Genomic DNA, 21,671 nt, shown 5'->3' on the forward strand with positions numbered 1-21,671 from the left:
GGTCGTTCAGTCTAGAAGCGTCAACGATAGATCGGCAGCAGCGCCTGCCGGACCAGCCTCAGCCCATCGGCAATGTCCTGGACCGGATCGGGGGCGGCATCGAGCTCGAGAATGGCCCAGCCCTCGTAGCCGCGGTCGCGCAGCAGCCGTGCCCAGGCGGGCCAGTCGACACGTCCGAGACCGAAGCCGCAGAAATAGGGCTGATGACGCTCGTGGATATGCTCGTCGATCGGCGTGTCGGCCGGCATCGGCCCGAGCGCATCCTTCCAGTGAGCAATGATCATGCGCTCGTGATGACGGTCGACCACCTGGATCGGATCGGAGCCGGCGACGACGATATGAGCCGTATCCGGGCACATATGCACATAGGCCGGATCGGTGAGCAGCATCATCAGATCGACGTCGCGGGCCGAGGCAAAGATCGAATGCGCCTCCGTGTGGAGGGCGAGCCTCACCCCGTTGGCATGAAGAACCGCGCCGAGCCGGTTGAGGAAATCCGCAATTTTGCGGGCACTGTCGAAGTCGTGAAACCGAACCGGCTGAGCACCGGGCGTCTGACGCAATGGCGCACCAATGACCATTATGTCGCTGCCGCAAGCCTTGATGAAGTCGGCATATTTCTCGGCTTTTTCGATCAGTGCGGCCTGCGCCCCAGGCTCCGTGAAATCGCCCGCCGCCTCGAGCTCGGCGAAGAAGCCGCTGGCGAGTTCGAGACCGCGACGCGAAAGCTCGGCGGCGAAAGCCTCGATCGAGCCATAGGTCTTGATCGCATCCTGCCAGTTGAACGGCGAAAAGGTGAGCTCGACGCCGGTGACGCCCGAGGCCTGGACACTGTCGAGAATCCTGTCCCAGAAGGCGCGCGGCTGGCTGCGGGCATGTTCGATGATCTCGGCAAACGATTCCACGCCCCAAAAACTGGGATGAAAGAAGGTTACCAGATCCACTCCGAACCGGAGCTTGCTACCGACTGCCATGCTTTTCCGTCCTCAGGACACAGGTTGCGGAGCCGCGATCCGCATCAGAAAATCCAAGTAAATACAGCGCATTAAAAATGGCAATCGTTTGCCATGCACGAATAATAGCCAAGCCGTTCTTTTGTGCAAGTACTTATTGGCAATCGTTTGCCAAAACTTTCCGCTTGCCGTAGCATCGGCGACGCAGGCATTCATGCGAAAGATGAATAGGTGAAAAAAAACAAAATCTTGCCCGCGGAGGAAAATTCCGGCCCACTGATGGCTGATGTGGCGGACCTTGCCGGGGTGGCAATCTCCACAGTCAGTCGCGCACTCGCCAATCCCGGACGTGTCAATGCGAAGACACGCGCCAAGATCGCGGCCGCCGCGGAAAAGCTCGGCTATACGCCAAACGCGATGGCGCGCAATCTCCGCATCGGAAAGTCCAACATCATCATGATCGTGCTGCCGGGATCGCTGCATCACGGCGCGTCCCAGATCATTCCACAGGTCCTTCAGAGCATCAACCAGGCGCTGATCCAGAACGGCTACAATCTCATGATCGCCAACCTGGACCGCGACGAAACATCCGAACGACACATTCTCAACCTGGCCTTCGGCGGCACGGTGCGCGGGGCGATCATCCTGTCCTCCAAACTCCCCGAAGTCGCTGGCCGCTCGCTCGCAGAGGCGGGGCTGCCGATCGTGTCACTATTGCTCGATATGAGCGATGCGTCCGTTCCTTCCGTCGTCACCAATGATCGCGGCGCGGTGGCGGAAGCCGCGCGGATGCTGATCGCGCGCGGTCATGAGAGATTCTTCTATATCGCCGGGCCGTCCGACAACTATCATGACATCGAGCGCTTCAGCGGGCTGGTTGATGCCTTTCACGAGACGGGTCTCGATCCGGCCTCGATCACACGATCGGGCGGGGTCCTATCCTATCAGCACGGCTTCGAGGCCGGAAAGCACGCGGTGGAGGATTTTACCCAGCTCGCCGTCAAACCGACGGCGGTCATCGCAGAGAGCGACGATATGGCGATCTCGTTCATCAGTGGTGTGCAGGCTAGAGGCTGGCGCATTCCCGAAGATCTTTCCGTTATCTCCTTCGACGGCTCACCCGTTTGCGAATACTGCCATCCGCCCCTCTCGACAATCGAACAACCTGTCGAAGTGATGGGAAAGACCGCGGTGGAAATACTTATGCAGCGCATGAGCGAAGGCGCTGACGAAGTGCCGACAAGGATGATCATTCCGAGTCGGCTCATCATGAGGAAAAGTGTTGGACCAGCCGCCAAGGCGAATAATTCATGTTGAGCGGTTTTGTTATCGCGCTCGATAAGAGCGTGGGTCGGCCGAGAAGTCGCTATGTGATTGAATTGAAAGGGAGCAGAACCTGAGATCTTGTCGTTTGACGTCTGCCAAGTTGACGGGATCAGAACCAACGACCAGCAATTCCGCAGACGGCGGTCTTGAAAGGAACCGAACCTGCGATCAGCAGCTCGTCCCGAGTCATTTTCGCAGGTTCCACAGGAGATGTTATGCGATCCTGCGAGCACAGATCGGGAACGTTTCTGGAAAACCGTCTCCGCAACTTCGGCATTTATGACGCGACGCGGGGTTATGCCATTCCAGCCAGGACAGGCGGTGTCAAGAGAGGTTGTCGAATACCGGACAGGACGGCGCGCTGTGTCTACCACCTGTTGGCGTCTCGGTGGCGCTCCTCGACTGCCCGGCGCATGGCTTCCTCGCGACCGCATCCGTACTTCTCCATGTCGTAGCGGATCACCAATCATGCATGGGATGTCGCTGGCGGCATCTCCAATGCCACGTGATACGGACTGCAGAGCCGATCGCTCGATCACGCCAACGGCGACATGGCCTCATGGCACCTGAGCGCCGCTCACCGCGACATAGACCGAATAAACCGACCGCGTCGCCGCAATAAACAACCGGTTGCGTTTAGGCCCGCCGAAGGTGAGGTTGGCAACGGTCTGCGGTACACGGATCTTGCCGATCAGTTTGCCGGTCGGGTCGAAGCAGTGCACACCATCCGCCGCACTCGACCAGAGGTTCCCATTCACGTCGGTGCGGATGCCGTCGGGAATGCCGTTGTCGATCAGGCAGAAGACGCGGCCGTTGGCGAGCCTGCTGCCGTCGACCACGTCGAACGCGCGGATGTGGCGTGGCAGGCTTGCGTCGTGGCTTGCCGCCGAATCCGCCACGTAAAGGATCGTTTCGTCGGGCGAGAAAGCAAGGCCGTTCGGCTGGATGAAATCCTTGACGACAGCCGCGAGCGCGCCGGTCGTTGGGTCGAGCCGGTAGACGTTACGGGCCGGCTGCTCCGGCACGGCGCGATAGCCTTCGTAGTCCGACATGATACCGTAGGTCGGATCGGTGAACCAAATCGTGCCGTCCGATTTCACCACCACGTCGTTCGGCGAATTGAGCCTGGCGCCTTCGAAGCGGTCAGCGAGCACAGTGATCGAGCCGTCGACCTCGGTGCGCGTGACGCGCCGCCCGCCATGTTCGCAGGAGATCAGCCGTCCCTGCCGGTCGCGCGTGTGGCCGTTCGCGAAGTTCGAGGGTCGCCGATAGACGGAGACGGCAGTTTCCGGCGTCCATCGCAGCATACGCTGGTTGGGAATATCGCTCCAGAGCAGTTGGTTCGCATCGTTGAACCAGACGGGACCCTCCGCCCAGCGACAGCCGGAATAGAGTTCGTCGAGGCCGGCGCTCGTCACGATCAACTGCCGGAAGCTCGGGTCGTGGATTTCGTAAATGCTGGCCTCGGCCATGGCGATCTTCCCAATTATCGCATGCCGGCCCGGCGGCCGGCGAGCATGATGACGCTGATGATGATGAGGCCTGTCATGATCAGGCGGATGCCCGCGCCGACCCCGTAGGTGTTGAGCATGGAAACGACCAGGAACATGAAGAGCGATGCGCCCCAAATGCCCGGCACGTTGGAATCGCCGCCGGCGACTGCCGTGCCGCCGATCACCACGACGGCGATCGACATCAGGAGATATTCCGAGCCCATATTGAGCGCCGCCCCGCCCGAGAAGCAGGCGAGCAGATAACCCGCGACCGATGCGAGCACGGCGCAGAAGAGATAGGTGACGAAGCGCGTGCCGTCGACCGGAATGCCTGCCATGCGCGCGGCTGGCATGCTCTGGCCGATCGCCGAGATCCAGCGCCCGTAGATCGTCTTTTCCAGCAGGAACCAGGCGAGGAGTGAGATGAGGAGTGCGACGATTGCCACGTTCGGTACGCCAAGCGTGTTCGACGTGGTGAATTCCGCCAGCACGCTCGGAGGCTTGATGCGCAATCCTCGGTTCGTCCAGATCGCGGCGGACTGCACGATGAAACTCGTCGACAGTGTCGCGATGATCGGCGGAATGCGCAGCGCCTTGATGAGCGCGTAGTTGCAGAGGCCGACGACGAGACCGATGACGAGGGCGATGAGAAGGCCGGACAGAATCAAGCCGTTTTCGACATTCATCAGCTTCAGCGCCACCGTGCCGGCAAGTGTCATGGTCGCGGGAACCGACAGATCGATATTGCCGGGACCGAGCGTGATGACGAACATCTGGCCGATGCCGACGATGACCGAGAAGGCGGCGAAGGTTAGCGCAGCCTGCGACAAGCCCAGCGTGCTCGCCCCGAGCGTCACCATGATCGTCAGGAACCAGACGACGAAAGCGGCGAGCCACGACCAGATCCAGGGCTTGCTGACCAGTCGGAACAATGGGGTCATCGGCGTTTCTCCTGCTTCTCCAAGCGGTTCAGCATCAGGCGGAGCGCCAGCACGATGATCAGGATCGCGCCCTGAGCCCCGATCTGCCAGTCGGGCGAGATGCGCAGGAAGGACAGGAACGAGCCGGCAAGCGTCAGCGTCAGCGCGCCGATGACGGCGCCGATCGGGGAGACGCGGCCGCCGATGAACTCGCCGCCGCCGAGGATCACGCCGGCGATCGACAAAAGCGTATAGCGTAGCGCGATATTGGCATCGGCCGAGGTAGTCAGGCCGACGAGGGAGATGCCGGCGAGCACGGCGAAGAGGCCGGCAAGACCATAGGCGCTGGCGCGCGCCGCGACGATCGACCAGCCGGCGCGCTCGACCGAGCGCTGGTTGCCGCCGATGCCACGGATCAGCACGCCGAGCGAGGACCGCATGACGAGAAGATGGGCGACAGAGGCAATGGCGATGCTGGCGACGATCGCCATCGGCGCCAACGGCGGCTTCACGGTCATCAGCCAGCGCACCCAATCCGGCGCTTGGCCGCCAGGTGCCGGCAGCAGCAGCACGGCGAGGCCGCCCCAGACGAAACTCATGCCGAGGGTGGCGACGATGGACGGCAGATTGCGCAGATGAATTATAACGCCGAGCGCCGCATAGGTCCCGATCGCGCCGGCAAGGATCAGGACGCCGGTCGCGGGGGCATCACGCAGAAAAGTCGCGGTTACGCAGGCGACGAAGCTGACGAACGTGCCCATCGAAAGATCGAGATCGTTCACTGCCATGATCAGCATCTGGGCGATGGTCGCAAGCGCGATGGGCACAGCCAGGTTGAACAGCAGGTTGAGCCCGACATAGCCCACAGCGCGCGGCTGCATCCAGAAGACGGCGGCAAGCAGCAGCGTCAGCGACAGGGCGGGGATGGCGAGGCGCATGGCATCGGACGAGAGCCGGAACATTATACGGCGACCCCTTCGAAGGAGGTGGCGATGATATTCGTCTCGTTGACTTCGTCGCCGGCGAGCTCGGCCTTGATACGGCCTTCGCGGAAGACGTAGACGCGGTCGCAGAGGCGGACCTCGTCCGTTTCAGTCGAATACCAGATAAAGGTGCGGCCGCGCGCTGCCTCCTCGCGGATGATGGCGTAGACTTCCTGCTTTGTCCCGACGTCGACGCCGCGCATCGGATCGTCCATCAGGACAACACGTGCGCGCGTCGCAAGTGCGCGCGCAAAAAGCACCTTCTGCTGGTTGCCGCCGGAAAGCGACAGGATGCGGTTGTCCATATCGGGCGTGCGGATCTCGATCCGCCGCTTCCAGTCGGCGCCTTTTGTCTCTTCCTCGTTAGCGAGGACGAGGCCGCGCCGCGACAGGTCACCAAGTGAGGCGATGGAGAAGTTGCGCAGGATGCTCCATAGCTCGAAGACGCCATTGAGGCGGCGGTCGCCGGCGACGAAGGTAACGAGCGGATCGCGTTCAGGCAGCCAGTTGCCGGAGTGGGCGGCATGCAGCGCGAGCAGCAGTTCGGTCTGCCCGTGGCCGGCCAGCCCCGCCAGTCCGACGATCTCGCCCTCGCGCGCCGCGAAGGGAAGGCCTTTCGCCTGATGCGACAGTATGAGCGGCGCGGTAGATTGTTCGCGCGAGCGCTGCCCGCCCTCTCCCCTAGCGACGGTGCCCATGGCTTCCACGAGACCATGATGATCGAAACCCTGCGCCGGGCGCTCGGCGACGACGCGGCCGTCCTTCATGACGACGATGCGGTCGGAGGTTTCGAGGATTTCGTGCAGGATATGCGAAATGAAGATGACGGAGCCGCCGGTGGCGGTGAAGCGGCGGACGTGATCGAGCATCTGGCGAGCGAGGCTTGCGTCGAGCGACGACGTGGGTTCGTCGAGGATCACCAGCCGCGGCGCGATGCCGGCATCGGAAAAGGCCATGGCGATCTCGACCATCTGCCGTTCGGCGATCGAAAGATCGCCGACAGCCCGGCCGCTGTCGATCCCGTGGCCGGAAAAGACCGTATCAAGGCTTTTCTCGATGATTTTTGCGGCGCGCTTGCGCCAGCCGAAGCCACCGAGATCGCGGTGCATGATGCGGGTGTTCTCGACGATCGAGAGGTTGGGGCAGAGCGAAAGTTCCTGAAAGACGCAACGCACGCCGCGGGCGCGCGCCGCGTTGATGCCATAACGCTCCAGTCTCTCGCCGTCGCTCGCCACGCTTCCTTCATGCGGCGTGAGGCCGCCGTTGATGACGCTGACAATCGTGGATTTGCCGGCGCCGTTGTGGCCGACGAGGCCGACGCATTCGCCCGGCATGACGCGGAGTGTGACGCCGTCGAGCGCCCTGACCGCGCCAAAGTTCACCTTGGCGCCATCGACGGCGAACACCGCCTTCAAAACCTCATCCATACTGCCCGCCACATCTGCTCACAACGAATGCCGCGCGGCCATTTGCGCCCGCGCGGCAGTCGCCGGGAGATTTATTTTGCCGACTCGATCACCTTGATTGCATCAGCCTGCGTGTACTCCACGTTGGCGACGCCGCCGGCCTGGGTATTGGCGAGATTCGTCTCGAGATTGTCCTGGTCGATGCGCAGGAAGGGCACGACGAGGTCCTTCTTGACCTGCTTGCCGTCGAGGATCTGCTGGGCGACCCAGAAGGCGAGCGTGGAGACGCCGGGCGCGATGGATACGGACATGGTCTCGTAGCCGGTGCTGTCCTTCTGCTCCTTCCACCACTTCAGTTCGTCTTCACGGTTGCCCATGATGATGGTCGGCATCTTTCGGTCGGTCGCGGCAATCGCCTGTGCGGCTCCATAACCGTCGCCGCCCTGTGTCACCACGCCGACGATGTCGGGCAGGCTCGGCAAGATGCCGGCAACCGCCTTCTGAGCCACGTCCTGGGCCCAGTCGCCATGAACGGAGCCGACGATCTTGAACTGCGGGAACTGCTTCACGCCCTCGTGAATGCCCGCCGAGATCTCGTCATCGACGAAGACACCGGCCAGACCGCGGATCTCGAGCAGGTTGCCGCCCTGCGGGAGTTTCTTCGCCAGGTACTCCACCTCGCTGCGGCCCATTTCCTTGAAGTTGACGGCGATGCGCCAGGCGCAGGGCTCAGTCACGATGCCGTCGAAGGACACCACGGTGATGCCGGCGTCGCAGGCTTCCTTGACCGCGCCGTTCAGCGCCGTCGGTGAGGCGGCGTTCAGCACGATCGCGTCATAGCCCTGCAGGATCATGTTCTGGATCTGCGCCGCCTGCTCCGTCGCCTGGTTCTCGGCGGTGGTGAAGGGGTCAGCCGCGGCAACGACGCCGGCCTTCACGGCTTCGCCCGTCACCTTTTCCCAGCTCGTCAGCATGGCCTGACGCCACGAATTGCCGGCATAATTATTGGAAAGGGCGATTTTCTTCGCGGACGTGTCGGCAAAGGCGGAAACGGGCATCGCGGCGCAAGCAATAGCAGCCGATGCCAGAAGCATCTTACGGATTGTCATGTCTTCCTCCCTCATGATCGCCGGTCGGCGATCGCTTCACTCTCCTGCCTGTCCCAATTGCGCTTGAGTGAAAATTGTTCTTGCACTGAGCTTCCTCCTCTCAGTAAGGGCAGGATGCGGGAGATCGATTGGCCTGTATAGGGGCAAGGCGGCAAGTCGTTTGCGGGTTTTACGCAACAAATTGCGGGTTTACGCAAGACGGCGGCGCTTCCGCGGCGCTTACTGGGAAAAGATAGCAGCGGGTTGAGGAGCCCTCTGCCGTCTCGGGGAGGAACTGACGATGCTGCATCTCGCACCCGCAGCCATGTTCGACCACTATCTCGGCATTTCCCGGCTGCTCGCGGGCCAGCTCGACTTCCGCTCGGCCATCCGTTCCGTTGCGGCCGAGGTCGCCCATATCATCCCGCACGACCATCTCGATGTCTGCGTTCTGCTCGAAGGCGGCAACTACCACACGGCCTATGAGACAGGCATCGAGACCGCCTGGGGCGATCTTGCCGGCGCGCCTGTTGTCAACAGCCCCATCCGTTCGCTGCTTTGGGGCGAGGTGGACTTTCTGCTCGCCGACGACGCGATGACCGACCCGCGTTTCCATTTCGAGGGCGCGTTCAAGCGTCCGATCGTCGAACAGTCGCTGAGGAGCCGTTTGCATGTGCCGATGAAGGTGCAGGGCACAATCATCGCCGCGCTCTCCTGTTCGTCGCAGACGGCGGGCGTCTATACGATGGAGGATATCGAACGCGCCCGCATCATAGCCGACCTGCTGACGCCCTATTTCTACGCATTGCAGGCGGCCGAGCATGCGCAACGCTCGGCGATCGTCGAGGCCGAAGCCCGCGCCCGCGAGGAGGGGTTGCGGCAAGGCGCGCTGAAGCTGACCGAAGCGCTTGAGCAGGAACGCCAGCGGATCGGCATGGACCTTCACGACCAGACGCTGGCCGACCTGACGCGGCTCGCCCGCCGGATCGATCGGCTGTCACGCAACGGCGAGGTGTCGCCCGAGGCGCTGGAGCCGCTTTCGCGCTCCCTGCAGCATTGCATGCAGGATCTGCGGCAGATCATCGAGCAGGCAAAACCGTCCGTGCTCCAGCTCTTCGGCCTCGCACAGGCGATCGAGCATCATCTCGACCGATCGACCCGCGACACGGGATCGGCCATCGAATGGGGCCTCGTCGACGAGACCCATGGCGCACTGGAGCAATTGGAACCGACCGTTAGCGTCGCGCTGTTCCGCATCGCCCAGGAAGCGATCAACAATGCGGTGCGCCATGCCGCTCCGCTTGCCGTCACCGTGAGGCTCGAGGCCGACCACGAGCGGCTGTCGATCGAAATCACCGACGACGGCACTGGGCTCGCCAAGGCGCGGGGACGGATCGGCGGCGGCATCGACAATATGAAGACCCGGGCACGGCTGATTTCGGCGCGCTTCACGATCGGGCCAGGCCACAACAATCGCGGTACTGCGGTGCGCGTCGTGCTGCCGCTCGGCCCGCACGACCCGGCGAGCGGGCAGAACTGAGGAGGGAGGCGCAATGAAGGTTCTGATCGTCGAGGACGACCCGCTGCACCGGTCCTATCTGCACGAGGCTGTGAACGCGGCGCTGCCCGAATGCGACACGGTGATCGAGGCGGAGAATGGCACCGTCGGCGAGAAGCTCGCGCGCGACCATAAGTCAGCCCATATCGTCATGGACCTGCAGATGGCGAACCGCAACGGCATCGAGGCGGCGCGCACGATCTGGAAGGAGCGGCCGGAGACACGCATACTGTTCTGGTCGAATTATTCGGACGAGGCCTATGTGCGCGGGGTCTCGCGTATCGTGCCGGATGGCGCCGCCTATGGCTATGTGCTGAAATCCGCCTCCGACGAGCGGCTGAAGCTTGCGCTGCGCTCGATCTTCATCGAGAGCCAGTGCGTCATCGACCGCGAAGTGCGAGGCCTGCAGCAGAAGAGCCTCGGCCAGACGAACGGTTTCACCGATTCCGAATACGAGATCCTCGTCGATATCGCGCTCGGCCTCACGGACCGGGCGATCGCCAAGCGGAGGGGCCTTTCGCTGCGCAGCGTGCAGAACCGCCTGCAGCAGCTCTACGACAAGCTCGATGTTTACCAGAGCGCCGGCGACGATCACGAAGACGGCCGCTTCAATCTCCGCGCCCGCGCCGTGACCGTCGCTTTCCTGCGCAAACTTCTGAACTACAGCGCTCTGGAGCGGGCCGAAGCCGAGCTGCAGGAGTGGCTTGATGGAAAGTAGTTTCGGGACACGATCCGGAAGTTCGATGAGCAGCAAGGCATCCGATTGCCTAACCCTATAAGCTATGCGATGCGTGGCGCCTCACACGAGCTTTATATTCGGTCCCTATCATACATGCCATGGCCTTCCCCTATGCCTCCCCATGCGCACAAACCGCACGGGTACGTCCGGTCGTCAGCTAGGCCGAGACATTAGGCTTCCACAAAGGAAAAGGGGCAGTTGCCCATTGCCAATGGCGCAGATGTCTTACTTGCATGCCGGACGCCTGGCATATAAATTGTCCCAATGCTTGATCGTTCATCCCAATCTCCGACACATATTCCTACGGACGCACTAAGCGAAGTTCTACAGGACTTTCGCCTGAGTGGGGTCAACTACGGCCGTTGTGAGCTACGCCACCCATGGAGCATCGCCTTTCCGCAGCAACAGCTGCTTCGCTTTCATTTCGTCAGTGAGGGGCCATGCTGGGTCCATACCGAAGCCCAGGGATGGCAGGAGTTACAAGACGGCGACCTGGTGTTGTTGCCACAAGGTGTCGAACACCGACTGGCCAGCAAGCCTGATGTTGTCGGGGACTCGCTTAAGAGCTGTCACGTCACCAAATTGGGGGGCAATGTCTGCGAAGTGGTGCATGAAGGAACAGGAGCGACGAGCACCCTGTTCTGCGGTTCCATGGCTTTGGGTGCGAATGCCCTCAACCCTTTGATCGCTCTGATGCCACCGATCATCAAGGGCTGTGATGTTGCTGGCAATGATCCGATCGTCGGCCCCCTCCTCGCCGCCATGACGGCAGAGGCGTCGCAGCCCCAGATAGGCAGCGCCACGGTCTTGTCACGCATGGCGGACGTACTCGTCGCGAGGCTTATTCGCTGCTGGGTCAATTGCAGCGGAGCCTCGACCAGCGGCTGGCTCGCCGCGATCCGTGATCCTCATATCGGTCGTGCGCTGGCAGCCATGCACCGAGATCCCGGCCATGACTGGACGCTTGAGACCCTTGCTGGCGTGGCAGGTCAATCGCGCTCGATCTTCGCGGAACGCTTCAGCGCTATTTTGGGGGAAGGCGCGGCACGCTATCTCGCCCGTCTGCGCATGCAGCTTGCACGAGAGCTACTCGGTCAAAACATGTCGGTCGCCGAGGTCGCTTCTCAACTGGGCTATGAATCTGAAGCTTCCTTCGCTCGCGCCTTCAAGCGCATCACCCGCGTTTCACCTGGCTTTGTGCGCCGCACCATTTCCGGACGAACGGACATAGAATTCGGACTTTAGGACACATATCATCCTGGAAAACTCCGCTATTAAGACTTCCAAACCTTGGAGGTACTTCAATGACGGACACAACATCACAGCTTGACGGCCCCGCGATTGGCCTCGATTCTACCGTCCCGAGTACATGGAGCCCCACGACCTGGTTTGCCGTTATTTCAATGGCAGCCACAAGCTTTGCGCTGGTGTCAGCCGAATTCCTGCCGGCAGGTCTGTTGACGCCAATGGCGCGTGACCTTGGCGTCAGCGAGGGAACCGCCGGTCAGGTTGTCACCGCCACCGCGTCTGTTGGCGCGGTGACGGCCTTGTTGAGCAATGTTCTCATCGGCAAACTGAACCGGAAGACTGTCCTGGTTGGCCTCAGTGCCTTGGCGATCGGCTCCAATCTCGTGGCCGCGCTCGCGACGGATTTTTGGCTATTGTTGTTGGGTCGAGCCGGGCTGGGCATCGCGCTTAGTGGTTTCTGGGCGCTTTCAGTTGCCGTCGTGGCGAGATTGGTTGGCACCAATGCGACAGGTCGGGGCATGGCCATAGTCACCCTCGGCGTCTCTCTTGCCACCATCGCTGCACCATCGATGGGTGCTTTGATTAGCGATTGGCTCGGCTGGCGTGCCGCCACGGCCATGACTGCAGGGCTCGCAGCGGTTGCGATGCTGCTGCAGGTACTCAGCTTGCCGACGCTACCCGCAAGCACAAGCAACAGTCTTTCCGACGTCTTCCGGCTGACGAAACGGCGCACTGTTCAACTGGGAATGCTTGCCATCCTCTTGCTGATGACTGGGCATTTTGCCGGCTCGGTCTACGTGCGACCCTTCCTCGAACAAGTGACGCTCCTTGGCACCGGGCCGATTGCCTTGGCGCTCCTCGGGTTTGGCATCGCCGCTGTGATCGGCAATGTCGCCGGCGGCCGATTGGCAGACGCAAATATCCGCATGGCGCTCGCTGTCACCGGCGTATTGATGGCGTTTTCGGCGCTTGCTCTCGTACTCTGGGGTGAACATAGCGGCATCGCGCTTGCCCTGGTTTCACTTTGGGGTTTAGCTTTTGGGATGGCTCCGGTGGTATTGCCTACCAACTTGTCCCGGGGCGCAGCGGACGCCTTGGAGGCTGCTGGCAGCTTGATGGTCGTTTCGTTCCAGGTCGCCATCAGCATGGGTGCGGTATTCGGCGGTTACATCGTCGATCACCATGGCGCTTCCGGGCCGTTGATCATTACCGCCGTCTTGGCGGCATCGACCATCGTCCTGGCGTTGCTGCAGCCCCGCAGCTGACTCTTGGCCCCCGGTGAAGGTGAGCAGAAGAGGCTAGGTCTCAGGTGGCCAGGAGGCCGGGTGAGGCTAAATCCGGGACGTGGCGATGCGTTCTCGTTGCGGCGAGGAGCATCGCCCGATCGCCCATGACCGCAACCACAAGAATCTGGATTGCGGGGCGCTGCAGATCGGCGCTCACGAATGGCGCGGCAAGCTTGCGCCCGAAAGCCGCCATCTCGCCCCATGCGGGCGACTAGATCGCGAATTCCTCCTCGTACGTCTGTGGCTCGGGCCAGAAGCGGCCGGTCGGCATTCGGCCTCGCCAAGTGTCCGCTCCCACGACAGGAGCCGGCAACATGCCGCCCGGTCCGGATCCTATCCCCCGCTCTTGATGAGATGCGAACAGTCGACCCCATCAACACAACGGAGAACGTCGCAAGCGGCTATCTACGGAATGTACTACCTTCTTCCTCATGGCTGATGGCGGTGCGTTTCCCGGACGAGAAGAAGATCAATGCAAAAAGTGGCTCGGAGCCAAGGCATCTCGCCCAGTGCCGTACATTGCGGGGAATGCGGATGGCATCGCCGGGCTCGAGCAGATGCATCTCGTCCCCGAGCTTATGCTCGCATCGTCCCGAGACGACATAGAGGATTTCCTCGCAGTCGGGATGAGAATGCAGCCCGTTGCGTTCGCCGGGATTGATCCGGCAGGTGCCGAAGGTCATTTCGGCGCCAGGCACCGCGTCGTCGGTTATCTTCCAGTTGAGTTCGCCCCATGAAGTCGGGACGATCTGGCCGGCGAGGTTCCTGGAAACCGGATCGTTCGTCTGCATCACGTCACCTTCCGTCAGAGCGTGGTCAGCACACCGGAATCGGTGTGCTTATAGAATTCGAAGAGCTTCATGATCTCGGCCGCGACCTCCAGCGTGCCCTTGGTGATCGGTTCGCCCGCGAGAATGGCGTCGGTAAGATGCAGGATCTCGCCGACATAGCCGAGATAGAAGAGATTGTTGTTGTAGAGCTGCCCCAGCGAGTGCTCGGGCTCGAAGACCAGCGCGGCATTGTCCTCCGGCTGGATGAAGCTCGCGGCGCGGCCATAGGACGGCAAGTCGGCGCGGCGGAAATAGGTAAGTTTGCTGCCATTCTCAACCACGGCATTGGCACCCTCGCCGATGATCTCGACCCGCTCGAACATGCTGCCACCGGACTGGCCGGCGGCAAAATGCAGCGTGCCGATCGCTCCGGATCGGAATTTCAGGTTGGTGACGGTCGCGCCGGTGCGCCCTTCCCATTCATAGCTCACGCGTTCGATCCTGCCGCCGAGATAGTTGAGGATCGCGGCAGGGTGATAGATGTGGTCGAGGAAGCTCTGCATTCTCACGAGGTCGCCGCGTTCGGCGAGCGGCGGCAGGCTCTGCGGATATCGGACATTGATCGAGGTGAGCTGGCCGAAGCCGGGTGAACCAATGAGGTCGCGCAGCTTCTCGATTGTCGGAAAGAAGGTCTTCTTGAGGCCGGTCATGACCATGCGGCCGGCTTTCGCGCTGGCGGCCTGAAGCTCCTCGATCTCGGCGAGGCTGGCCGCCGTCGGCTTTTCCATCCAGACATGCCCGCCGGCGGCGAGCGCTTCCATGGCAAGATCCGTCGCCTGAACCCGCCCGTCCGGATGATAGGACGTGACGAGGAAGACGAGATCGGGCTTTTCCCTCTCCAGCATCTCGCGGTGATCGGAATAGGCCCGTTCCGCGCCGAAGAGCTTGGCGAATTTTCCGGCGCGGCCGATATCGAGGTCGCAGATGCCTGTCAGCTCCACCGGCGCATAGCGCAGCGCCGGATAGACGTTGCGGTAGGCATGCCCGCCGGCGCCGATGAAGCAGGCGCGGATGCGGTTTTCGTATTCGAAATTGTAGCGGATCTCCCGCTGGACGTGATGGGACATGGTCAACCCTTGATGGCACCCTGCGTCAGTCCTTCGGTGAACCGGCGCTGGGTGAGGATGTAGAGCAGAATGATGGGCAGGAAGGAGATAACCGTGCCGGAAAAGACCAGACGGTACTCCGAGGCATAGGTGCCGGCGAAACGGACGAGCCCGAGCGGGATGGTTTGCACATCCGGGCTGATCAGCACGATCAGCGGCAGGAAGAAATCGTTCCAGGTCGAGAGCGCCGAGATGATGACGAGCGCCATCACGGCAGGCGTCGAGATCGGCAGAAAGATTTTGGTCAGGATCTGGAAATGCGAGGCACCGTCGATACGCGCCGCCTCGACCAGCTCGTCCGGAACATTGGTGAAGAAGCTGCGCATCAGGAATATGCCGAACGGGATGCCATTGCTCACCTGGGCGAGGACGATTCCGGCCAGCGAATTGACGAGGCCAAGCCCCGAAAGGACTTGATAGAGCGGAATGACGATGGCCTGGATCGGGATCGTCATGCCGAAGATCAGCGCATAGAACATCCACTCCCGCCCGGGAAAGCGGATTTTCGATAGTGCATAACCGGCGGGAGCGCAGGTGACCAGCATCAGGATCACCACGCCCGCGACATTGAAGAAACTGTTGCCAACCAGTTCGCCGAAGCCGCCGATCTGCCAGGCATCGAGATAGTTTTGCCACATCAGTTCGGCCGGCCATTCGAAAGGATCGGCTCGCCCGATCTCGGCTTCACTCTTGAGGCTCGAAACCAGCAGCCAGGCAAATGGCGCCAAAACCAGAACGAGGACGGGAACGAGAGCCAGCGCGACCGGCCATTCGCGATTGCGCATGCTCATCGGGCCATCCTCGCTCGCCAGCGATTGAAGACGATGGTGATGGTGATTGCAAACAGGCTGAGCAGGATGCAGAGCACGGCGGCAAGGCCATGATCCTGCGCCTGGAAGGCGAGCCGGTAGATATAGGTCGTGATCAGTTCGCTCTGATAGAACGGCCCGCCATTGGTCATCACGAAGACTGTTGCAAAACCCTTGAGGCCGTTGATCATGGCGAGCGACATGACGAAAGTCATCACCTCGCGCAGGCCAGGCAGCGTCACATGGATCAGCTTCTGCCAGCTGTTGGCGCCATCGACCTCGGCGGCATCATAGAGCGCCGGATCGATATCCTGCAGGCCGGCGATGAAGAGCAGCATATAAAGCCCGAAACCCTGCCAGGAACTCGCGACATTGACTGAGAACAGAACGAGTGCCGGATCGGAGAGCCAGCCCTGCGTCCAGTTGCCGAGCCCGATCTCGGTCAGGCCGGTATTGAGCAGCCCGAAGAAGGGATCGTAGATATTGGCCCAGATCACGCCGACCACCGCGAGCGACACGAGATGGGGAAGGAAGAATGCCGTGCGGAAGAAGACCTGGCTGCGCTTGAGACGCGCAATGGCGAGCGCGAGTCCGAGACCGAGGCCGCCTGCCAGCACGACATGATAGATCAGCCAGATGATCGTCTGCCACAGTGCCTGCCAGACGATCGGATCCTGTACCGCCTTGCGGTAATTCTCCACGCCGACGAAGCTGGCCGGCGTGTTGAAGCCCGCGGAGTCCGTGAAGCTGAGCCAGAAGGTCACGGCGATCGGAAAGAGCGTGAAGATGCCGTAGACGGCAATCGCCGGCGCCATGAGCCAGAAGGCCGTTCCGGTATTGCCGTGGCCGGCGGGAATCAGTTCCCACTTCCTGGGCGGCGCGGTTGCTGCCGCGCCGCTAGCCGTATCGTCCAAGGCCTGCACTCCCGCCACGCCAGCCACTCCCGTCACCCGTGCAACGCCCGCATCAGCGGACCGCCACCATCTTGCCCTGGATCTGCTTCATGCCGTCCTCGCCCGAAATCTGCCCCGAGACGAGTCCCTGGATCACCTGGAAATAGGTGTCGGTGACATCGGCCGGCAGGTAGACGCTCGGATTGTAGCCGACGCCGTTGGCCGCCACTGCGAATATCTCCTTGAGAACACGCGTCGAGGGCTGGATATCCTTGAGCTCACGCGGATAGATCATCGTGCTGGCAGCATGCTGCGCCCGCTTCTTCATGACCTCGTCCGACAGCATGAAATCGATCCATTTGAGCGCGAGTTCGGGCTGCTTGGAATTGGAGGGGATCAGCCAGCTCCAGCCGACACCACCCGTCGGCTTGGCTTCGCCCGCCATGTCAGACGGCATCGGCAGGTAGCCAGCATTGTTCAGGTCATAACCGGCCTTGCGCGCATTGGCGGTGAACCACGGGCCCGCCACGAACATGGCTGCGCGCTTGTTGAACCAGAGTCGCGATGCACCATCGAGATCGAGCCCCGCCATTTCCTTCTTGATGAAGCCGGCATCGACCAGCTCACGCAGCCGGACAGCTCCGACGACCAGGGCCGGATCGTCCCAGGCGAGTTCGCCGCGCAACGCCTTGCCGACGTTAATCGTACCGCTCGCCGATTGCAGCAGATTGCCGAAGAGATGTCCGGCGCTGCCGGGCGTGCGGGGACCGACCGCGAGCGGCTGGATGCTTTTCTCCTGTATCGCCTTCATCAGGGTGACGAAGTCCTTCCAGGTGGCCGGTATCGTCCAGCCGTTTTCGGCGAACATGTCCTTGTGATACCAGATGCCGAGCGCATCGAGCCCGTCGGGAACTTCATAGATCTCGCCGGCATACTGGCCTTTCAGCTCTTCAAAGAGCCAGGGATAGATCTTGTCCTTCCAGGCGCGCTCATCGTAATAGGCGGTGAGCGGGATAATCTGCTTGGCATTCTTGACTACGGTGATGCGGCCGATGCCCGAATTGGTAAGCACGACGTCGGGGCCGACATCGGATTGAAGGGCGGCCTGTACGGCACCGTTGCTGATCGTGCCGGTCGGCGGGATGAATTCGACGGTGACGCCGGGATTCTTGACCTCGAAATCGGCCTTGATACCGTTCCAGAGCTCAGCGATCAGCGGTTCGGTGATCTGCTCCGGGCCCCACATGCGCAGGGTCTCGGCGCGCACGTCGGCGCCGGCGGCGAGAAATGCCGCGGCCGCCGCGGCCCTTGTGATGATATTCATTTCCTTCTCCTCCTTTTCGGGCGCCGTTGGCCAGCACCTCCCCATATCGCGGCCAGGACCTCCATCCCGCCGGCTATTGCTCTCTCAACGCTCCGCCATCCCCTTGGGAAAGCGGGCAAGCACCGCCGACTGCACGTCGCTGATATGCGCGCGCATCAGCGCCGAAGCTGCGGCGGCGTCTCGTGTGCGGAGCGCCTTGAGGATGTCGTCACGCTCCTGCGCGGCGCGCTCGGCGAATTCCTGGCTTTCATTAGCGATCGACCGGCAGATCTGGATCTGCAGTGCGAGTCGCGAGAGCGTCTCGATCAAAGCCGCGTTTTCCGAGCGCTCCGCGATCGTCTCGTGGAATTCGCGGTCGCGCCGGCCATAGGTGTCCATGTCGCGGTTGCGGAGCGCCTCGACGGCGGCATCCAGAACCCTTTCGAGGCCGGCAATGTCGCGGTCACTCATCCGTGGAACGGCAAGCTCAACCGCAAAGCATTCGAGCGTCTTGCGCAATTCATAGAGGTCGTCGATTTCCTTCCGGGTGAAGCTGCGCACGAAGAAGCCACGGTAGGGCTTGATCTCGATCAGGCCCTCCTTTGCCAGCGTGCCGATTGCCTCGCGGAACGGCGTGCGGCTGACCTGCAGCTTCTCTGTCAGTTCCTTCTCGTCAATCGGTGCGCCGCTCGGCAGGTCGCCAGCGACGATCAGACGTACGATTTCTTCATAGATCCGCTCACGAAGTGTGAGGTGGCGCGGCGCGTTCATGGTCGATTTCCGTCTGGCTTCCCGCGAAAAAGTATGCAATATCCAAGAAAATATACAATATGCAAAATGCAAATAGACGAATTTCTTGATCGGACTCGGGGAGGAGCGCATGAAAAAGGTCTATGTCGTAGGCACTTGCGACACGAAGGGCGACGAGCTCGCCTATGCGAAAAAGGCTATCCTGGCGGCTGGCGCCGAAGCCCTGCTCGTCGATGTCGCCACGCAGGGCGCCTACGCGCTTGCCGACATTTCGGCAGCGCAAGTCGCGTCGCACCACCCGGACGGCGCGTCAGCCGTCCTCAGCCAGAACGATCGCGGCGCCGCGGTCTCCGCGATGTCTGAAGCCCTGGCCGCCTTCCTGGCGACGCGCACGGATATCGGCGCCGTGCTGGGATTGGGCGGTACCGGCAACACCGCGCTCGTCACCGCCGCCATGCGCTCGCTCCCCATCGGCGTGCCGAAGCTGATGGTGTCGACCGTCGCCTCGGGCAATACCGTCCCCTATGTCGGACCGAATGACCTCGCCATGATGTATTCGGTCGTCGACGTCGCCGGCCTCAACGCTATCTCCCGCAAGGTGATCGGCAACGCCGCGCATGCCGCGGCCGGCATGGCGATGAATACCGTGGCCGATGCCGCGAGCGACAAGTCGGGGCTCGGCATGACGATGTTCGGGGTGACGACGGCCTGCGTGACGCAGGTTCGCGCAATGCTGGAGCAGAGCCATGAAATCTATGTTTTCCACGCCACCGGCATCGGCGGTCAATCGATGGAAAAGCTCGCCGATTCACGGCTCGTCTCGGGCCTGATCGACGTGACCACGACCGAGGTGCCGGACCTTCTAGTCGGCGGTGTTTTCCCGGCAACGCAGGATCGCTTCGGTGCCATCATCCGCACGGGACTGCCCTATGTCGGGTCGGTCGGCGCCGTCGATATGGTGAATTTCGGCGCGCGCGACACGGTGCCGGTCCAGTTCCGTGAGCGGCTGCTCCATGTCCACAATGCCAACGTGACGCTGATGCGAACGACGGCGGAGGAAAACCACAGGATCGGCCAATTCATCGTCGAGCGCTTGAACAGGATGGAGGGACCCGTGCGGTTCCTTCTGCCACTCGGCGGCGTATCGGCCCTCGACGCACCCGGCCAGGTCTTCCACGACCCGAACGCCAACGCCGCCCTCTTCTCAGCCATCCGCAATGGCTGGAAGCCGGCCGCCAACCGGCAGTTGATCGAGATCGACGCCCACATCAACGACTCCGCCTTCGCCTCGGCGCTCGCCGAGAATTTCCGCGCCATCGCTGCCTGAGGACAAATACATGAGCAGACCAGACCGCCAGACGATACTCGCAAAGCTCCGCGCCAAGATCGCCGCCGGCAAGCCCATCATCGGCGGCGGCGCCGGCACCGGCCTATCCGCCAAATGCGAAGAGACAGGCGGCATCGACCTGATCGTCATCTACAATTCCGGCCGCTACCGCATGGCCGGCCGCGGCTCACTCGCCGGCCTGCTCGCCTATGGCAATGCCAACGAGATCGTCAAGGAGATGGCGCGTGAGGTTCTGCCGGTCGTCCGCCACACGCCGGTCCTCGCCGGCGTCAACGGAACGGACCCCTTCATGCTGCCCGATCATTTCCTCGACGAACTCAAATCGCTCGGCTTCGCCGGCATCCAGAATTTTCCGACGGTCGGACTGATCGACGGCACCTTCCGCGCCAATCTCGAAGAGACCGGTATGGGCTTCCAGCATGAGGTCGACATCATCGCCCGCGCTCGTGCCAAGGACATGCTGACCACGCCCTATATCTTCTCCAGCGCCGATGCCGTGGCGATGGCCGAGGCCGGCGCCGACATCGTCGTCTGCCATCTCGGCCTGACCACCGGCGGTTCGATCGGGGCCGAGACCGCGCTCAGCCTCGACGACTGCATCGAAAGGATTGAAGCATGGTCCGATGCCGCGCGGACGGTGCGGAGCGACGTGATTGTCCTCTGCCATGGCGGACCGATATCATCATCCCCCGATGCGCGTTACGTTCTCGAGCGGACGAAGGGATGCCATGGCTTCTATGGCGCAAGTTCAATGGAGCGGCTGCCGACAGAGACTGCGATCCGTATCCAAGTGGAGAATTTTGCACGGCTCGAGAGATAGCAAGCGATCCCCGGGGCCACAATCATACTTGGTTTATCAGCGTTGACCGCCCCTACCGCTGCCAGCAACTGCGTTGATGGGAATCGAACTGGCGTTCTTATCGCACCAGAAGCTAAGATATTGTCCTCATTGGGAGCTTCAGCAATTGATCACCCTTTGACTGGGCGAAGAGTGTACACCTCAGTGCGTGCATCGGGGGGAGAAATCGCTTTGGAATTGCTGTTGAACGGTATCAATGGCAACTATCTGCGCAACATCCTATTAAATGCCGCCAAAGATACTGAACGAGTTGACGCCGCGGTCGCTTACGCGACCGAAAACGACCTTCTCTTTGAATGGTGTTGGAATAACAAACTACCTCTTCGCTACTGGGGACGCTTTGACGAACAAGTACCTGTAAGTATTCCCGTCCTAGAACAATTTCTTGCCCGACGGTCAGGGCGATACGTCTGCAAACTCGTGCGCCAGTTTCATCCAAAGGTGATCTGGTGGCGCGGCTCCGGCACATACATAGGGTCTGCGAACCTAACCCAAAGTGCATGGTGGAATAACGTCGAGGCAGGCGTTTTTCTCACGGAGGACGAGCTCGTCGATGGCGGACACGATCTCCAACTCGAGCAATTTTTCACAGAGATCGAAGCGCATGCCGCGCCTTTGACTCAGGAACTGTTTGATCTATTGTCAGCCAGGAGCAAGGAACTGACCCGGCGCAAGATCGCTCAGAAGGATGCGGCCGAGGCATTCGCCGCGACCACGACCAGCATAGTCGTTTCGGGTATGGCGGACAGGAGGGTCATAAGCGAGGGCTAACC

General features: G+C 61.7%; 20 protein-coding genes. 8 read left to right on the plus strand and 12 right to left on the minus strand.

What is annotated here, in order from left to right; genetic code table 11:
* Positions 1–20 precede the first annotated feature (20 nt).
* Entirely contained in the window at positions 21–974 is a 954-nt protein-coding gene (locus JNB71_RS15640; protein WP_220372712.1) for a sugar phosphate isomerase/epimerase family protein, read from the minus strand.
* Positions 975–1,184: 210 nt separating this feature from the next.
* Here JNB71_RS15640 and JNB71_RS15645 point away from each other — a divergent pair, with 210 nt between their 5' ends.
* Positions 1,185–2,270 (plus strand): LacI family DNA-binding transcriptional regulator, encoded by a 1,086-nt coding sequence (locus JNB71_RS15645; RefSeq protein WP_220372713.1) that lies wholly within the window; start codon positions 1,185–1,187, stop codon positions 2,268–2,270.
* 566 nt (positions 2,271–2,836) lie between these two features.
* Here JNB71_RS15645 and JNB71_RS15650 read toward each other — a convergent pair.
* From JNB71_RS15650 to JNB71_RS15670, 5 genes are all read right to left on the minus strand, one after another.
* A complete protein-coding gene (locus JNB71_RS15650; protein ID WP_220372714.1) occupies positions 2,837–3,751 on the minus strand; it encodes an SMP-30/gluconolactonase/LRE family protein in 915 nt (304 codons plus the stop codon).
* Between the two features lie 14 nt (positions 3,752–3,765).
* The gene (locus JNB71_RS15655) at positions 3,766–4,713 is read right to left on the minus strand and encodes an ABC transporter permease (RefSeq protein ID WP_220372715.1); all 948 of its coding nucleotides are present in this window, start codon (positions 4,711–4,713) and stop codon (positions 3,766–3,768) included.
* Positions 4,710–5,657 carry an ABC transporter permease gene (locus JNB71_RS15660; RefSeq protein ID WP_220372948.1) on the minus strand — a complete coding sequence of 316 codons (948 nt, stop codon included), beginning with the start codon at positions 5,655–5,657 and terminating at the stop codon, positions 4,710–4,712. Before JNB71_RS15660 ends, JNB71_RS15655 begins: the two co-directional genes overlap by 4 nt.
* Positions 5,654–7,102: a sugar ABC transporter ATP-binding protein gene (locus tag JNB71_RS15665; protein ID WP_220372716.1), complete on the minus strand. Its 1,449-nt coding sequence runs from the start codon at positions 7,100–7,102 to the stop codon at positions 5,654–5,656. Before JNB71_RS15665 ends, JNB71_RS15660 begins: the two co-directional genes overlap by 4 nt.
* A 71-nt stretch (positions 7,103–7,173) precedes the next feature.
* Positions 7,174–8,190, minus strand: a complete 1,017-nt coding sequence (locus JNB71_RS15670) for an ABC transporter substrate-binding protein (RefSeq protein ID WP_220372717.1) — start codon at positions 8,188–8,190, stop codon at positions 7,174–7,176.
* A 280-nt stretch (positions 8,191–8,470) separates the two neighbouring features.
* On the opposite strand from JNB71_RS15670, the gene JNB71_RS15675 reads away from it, so the two are divergent.
* From JNB71_RS15675 to JNB71_RS15690, 4 genes are all read left to right on the plus strand, one after another.
* The gene (locus JNB71_RS15675) at positions 8,471–9,709 is read left to right on the plus strand and encodes a GAF domain-containing sensor histidine kinase (protein ID WP_220372718.1); all 1,239 of its coding nucleotides are present in this window, start codon (positions 8,471–8,473) and stop codon (positions 9,707–9,709) included.
* Positions 9,710–9,722: 13 nt separating this feature from the next.
* Positions 9,723–10,445, plus strand: coding sequence for a response regulator transcription factor (locus JNB71_RS15680; protein WP_008536437.1), 723 nt, complete (start codon positions 9,723–9,725; stop codon positions 10,443–10,445).
* A 285-nt stretch (positions 10,446–10,730) separates the two neighbouring features.
* A complete protein-coding gene (locus JNB71_RS15685; RefSeq protein ID WP_220372719.1) occupies positions 10,731–11,711 on the plus strand; it encodes an AraC family transcriptional regulator in 981 nt (326 codons plus the stop codon).
* A gap of 59 nt (positions 11,712–11,770) precedes the next feature.
* Positions 11,771–12,979: an MFS transporter gene (locus JNB71_RS15690; RefSeq protein ID WP_220372720.1), complete on the plus strand. Its 1,209-nt coding sequence runs from the start codon at positions 11,771–11,773 to the stop codon at positions 12,977–12,979.
* Between the two features lie 422 nt (positions 12,980–13,401).
* Here JNB71_RS15690 and JNB71_RS15695 read toward each other — a convergent pair whose 3' ends face one another.
* The 6 genes from JNB71_RS15695 to JNB71_RS15720 form a co-directional block, all read right to left on the minus strand.
* Positions 13,402–13,791 (minus strand): cupin domain-containing protein, encoded by a 390-nt coding sequence (locus JNB71_RS15695; protein ID WP_220372949.1) that lies wholly within the window; start codon positions 13,789–13,791, stop codon positions 13,402–13,404.
* A 14-nt stretch (positions 13,792–13,805) separates the two neighbouring features.
* Positions 13,806–14,897, minus strand: a complete 1,092-nt coding sequence (locus JNB71_RS15700) for a Gfo/Idh/MocA family protein (protein WP_220372721.1) — start codon at positions 14,895–14,897, stop codon at positions 13,806–13,808.
* A 2-nt stretch (positions 14,898–14,899) separates the two neighbouring features.
* Positions 14,900–15,727 carry a carbohydrate ABC transporter permease gene (locus tag JNB71_RS15705; protein ID WP_220372722.1) on the minus strand — a complete coding sequence of 276 codons (828 nt, stop codon included), beginning with the start codon at positions 15,725–15,727 and terminating at the stop codon, positions 14,900–14,902.
* A complete protein-coding gene (locus JNB71_RS15710; RefSeq protein ID WP_223215889.1) occupies positions 15,724–16,605 on the minus strand; it encodes a carbohydrate ABC transporter permease in 882 nt (293 codons plus the stop codon). Before JNB71_RS15710 ends, JNB71_RS15705 begins: the two co-directional genes overlap by 4 nt.
* Before the next feature lie 106 nt (positions 16,606–16,711).
* Positions 16,712–17,962 (minus strand): extracellular solute-binding protein, encoded by a 1,251-nt coding sequence (locus tag JNB71_RS15715; RefSeq protein ID WP_220372723.1) that lies wholly within the window; start codon positions 17,960–17,962, stop codon positions 16,712–16,714.
* An 84-nt stretch (positions 17,963–18,046) separates the two neighbouring features.
* Complete coding sequence (locus JNB71_RS15720) at positions 18,047–18,712, minus strand: GntR family transcriptional regulator (protein WP_220372724.1); 666 nt, start codon at positions 18,710–18,712, stop codon at positions 18,047–18,049.
* 109 nt (positions 18,713–18,821) lie between these two features.
* Here JNB71_RS15720 and JNB71_RS15725 point away from each other — a divergent pair, with 109 nt between their 5' ends.
* From JNB71_RS15725 to JNB71_RS15735, 3 genes are all read left to right on the plus strand, one after another.
* The gene (locus tag JNB71_RS15725; RefSeq protein ID WP_220372725.1) at positions 18,822–20,018 is read left to right on the plus strand and encodes a Tm-1-like ATP-binding domain-containing protein; all 1,197 of its coding nucleotides are present in this window, start codon (positions 18,822–18,824) and stop codon (positions 20,016–20,018) included.
* A gap of 10 nt (positions 20,019–20,028) precedes the next feature.
* Complete coding sequence (locus tag JNB71_RS15730; protein WP_220372726.1) at positions 20,029–20,859, plus strand: phosphoenolpyruvate hydrolase family protein; 831 nt, start codon at positions 20,029–20,031, stop codon at positions 20,857–20,859.
* Between the two features lie 210 nt (positions 20,860–21,069).
* Complete coding sequence (locus JNB71_RS15735; protein ID WP_220372727.1) at positions 21,070–21,669, plus strand: phospholipase D family protein; 600 nt, start codon at positions 21,070–21,072, stop codon at positions 21,667–21,669.
* The last annotated feature ends 2 nt before the right edge of the window (positions 21,670–21,671 follow it).

The sequence above is a fragment of the Rhizobium herbae genome (assembly GCF_019511375.1).
Lineage (GTDB): Bacteria > Pseudomonadota > Alphaproteobacteria > Rhizobiales > Rhizobiaceae > Pararhizobium > Pararhizobium herbae_A.

Coding starts and splice junctions, on each gene's coding strand:
- JNB71_RS15675 (WP_220372718.1), top strand. CDS start 8,471: ATGCTGCATCTCGCACCCGCAGCCATGTTCGACCACTATCTCGGCATT.
- JNB71_RS15725 (WP_220372725.1), top strand. CDS start 18,822: ATGAAAAAGGTCTATGTCGTAGGCACTTGCGACACGAAGGGCGACGAG.
- JNB71_RS15670 (WP_220372717.1), bottom strand. CDS start 8,190: ATGACAATCCGTAAGATGCTTCTGGCATCGGCTGCTATTGCTTGCGCC.
- JNB71_RS15700 (WP_220372721.1), bottom strand. CDS start 14,897: ATGTCCCATCACGTCCAGCGGGAGATCCGCTACAATTTCGAATACGAA.
- JNB71_RS15655 (WP_220372715.1), bottom strand. CDS start 4,713: ATGACCCCATTGTTCCGACTGGTCAGCAAGCCCTGGATCTGGTCGTGG.
- JNB71_RS15685 (WP_220372719.1), top strand. CDS start 10,731: ATGCTTGATCGTTCATCCCAATCTCCGACACATATTCCTACGGACGCA.
- JNB71_RS15665 (WP_220372716.1), bottom strand. CDS start 7,102: ATGGATGAGGTTTTGAAGGCGGTGTTCGCCGTCGATGGCGCCAAGGTG.
- JNB71_RS15690 (WP_220372720.1), top strand. CDS start 11,771: ATGACGGACACAACATCACAGCTTGACGGCCCCGCGATTGGCCTCGAT.
- JNB71_RS15640 (WP_220372712.1), bottom strand. CDS start 974: ATGGCAGTCGGTAGCAAGCTCCGGTTCGGAGTGGATCTGGTAACCTTC.
- JNB71_RS15705 (WP_220372722.1), bottom strand. CDS start 15,727: ATGAGCATGCGCAATCGCGAATGGCCGGTCGCGCTGGCTCTCGTTCCC.
- JNB71_RS15680 (WP_008536437.1), top strand. CDS start 9,723: ATGAAGGTTCTGATCGTCGAGGACGACCCGCTGCACCGGTCCTATCTG.
- JNB71_RS15695 (WP_220372949.1), bottom strand. CDS start 13,791: ATGCAGACGAACGATCCGGTTTCCAGGAACCTCGCCGGCCAGATCGTC.
- JNB71_RS15730 (WP_220372726.1), top strand. CDS start 20,029: ATGAGCAGACCAGACCGCCAGACGATACTCGCAAAGCTCCGCGCCAAG.
- JNB71_RS15715 (WP_220372723.1), bottom strand. CDS start 17,962: ATGAATATCATCACAAGGGCCGCGGCGGCCGCGGCATTTCTCGCCGCC.
- JNB71_RS15650 (WP_220372714.1), bottom strand. CDS start 3,751: ATGGCCGAGGCCAGCATTTACGAAATCCACGACCCGAGCTTCCGGCAG.
- JNB71_RS15720 (WP_220372724.1), bottom strand. CDS start 18,712: ATGAACGCGCCGCGCCACCTCACACTTCGTGAGCGGATCTATGAAGAA.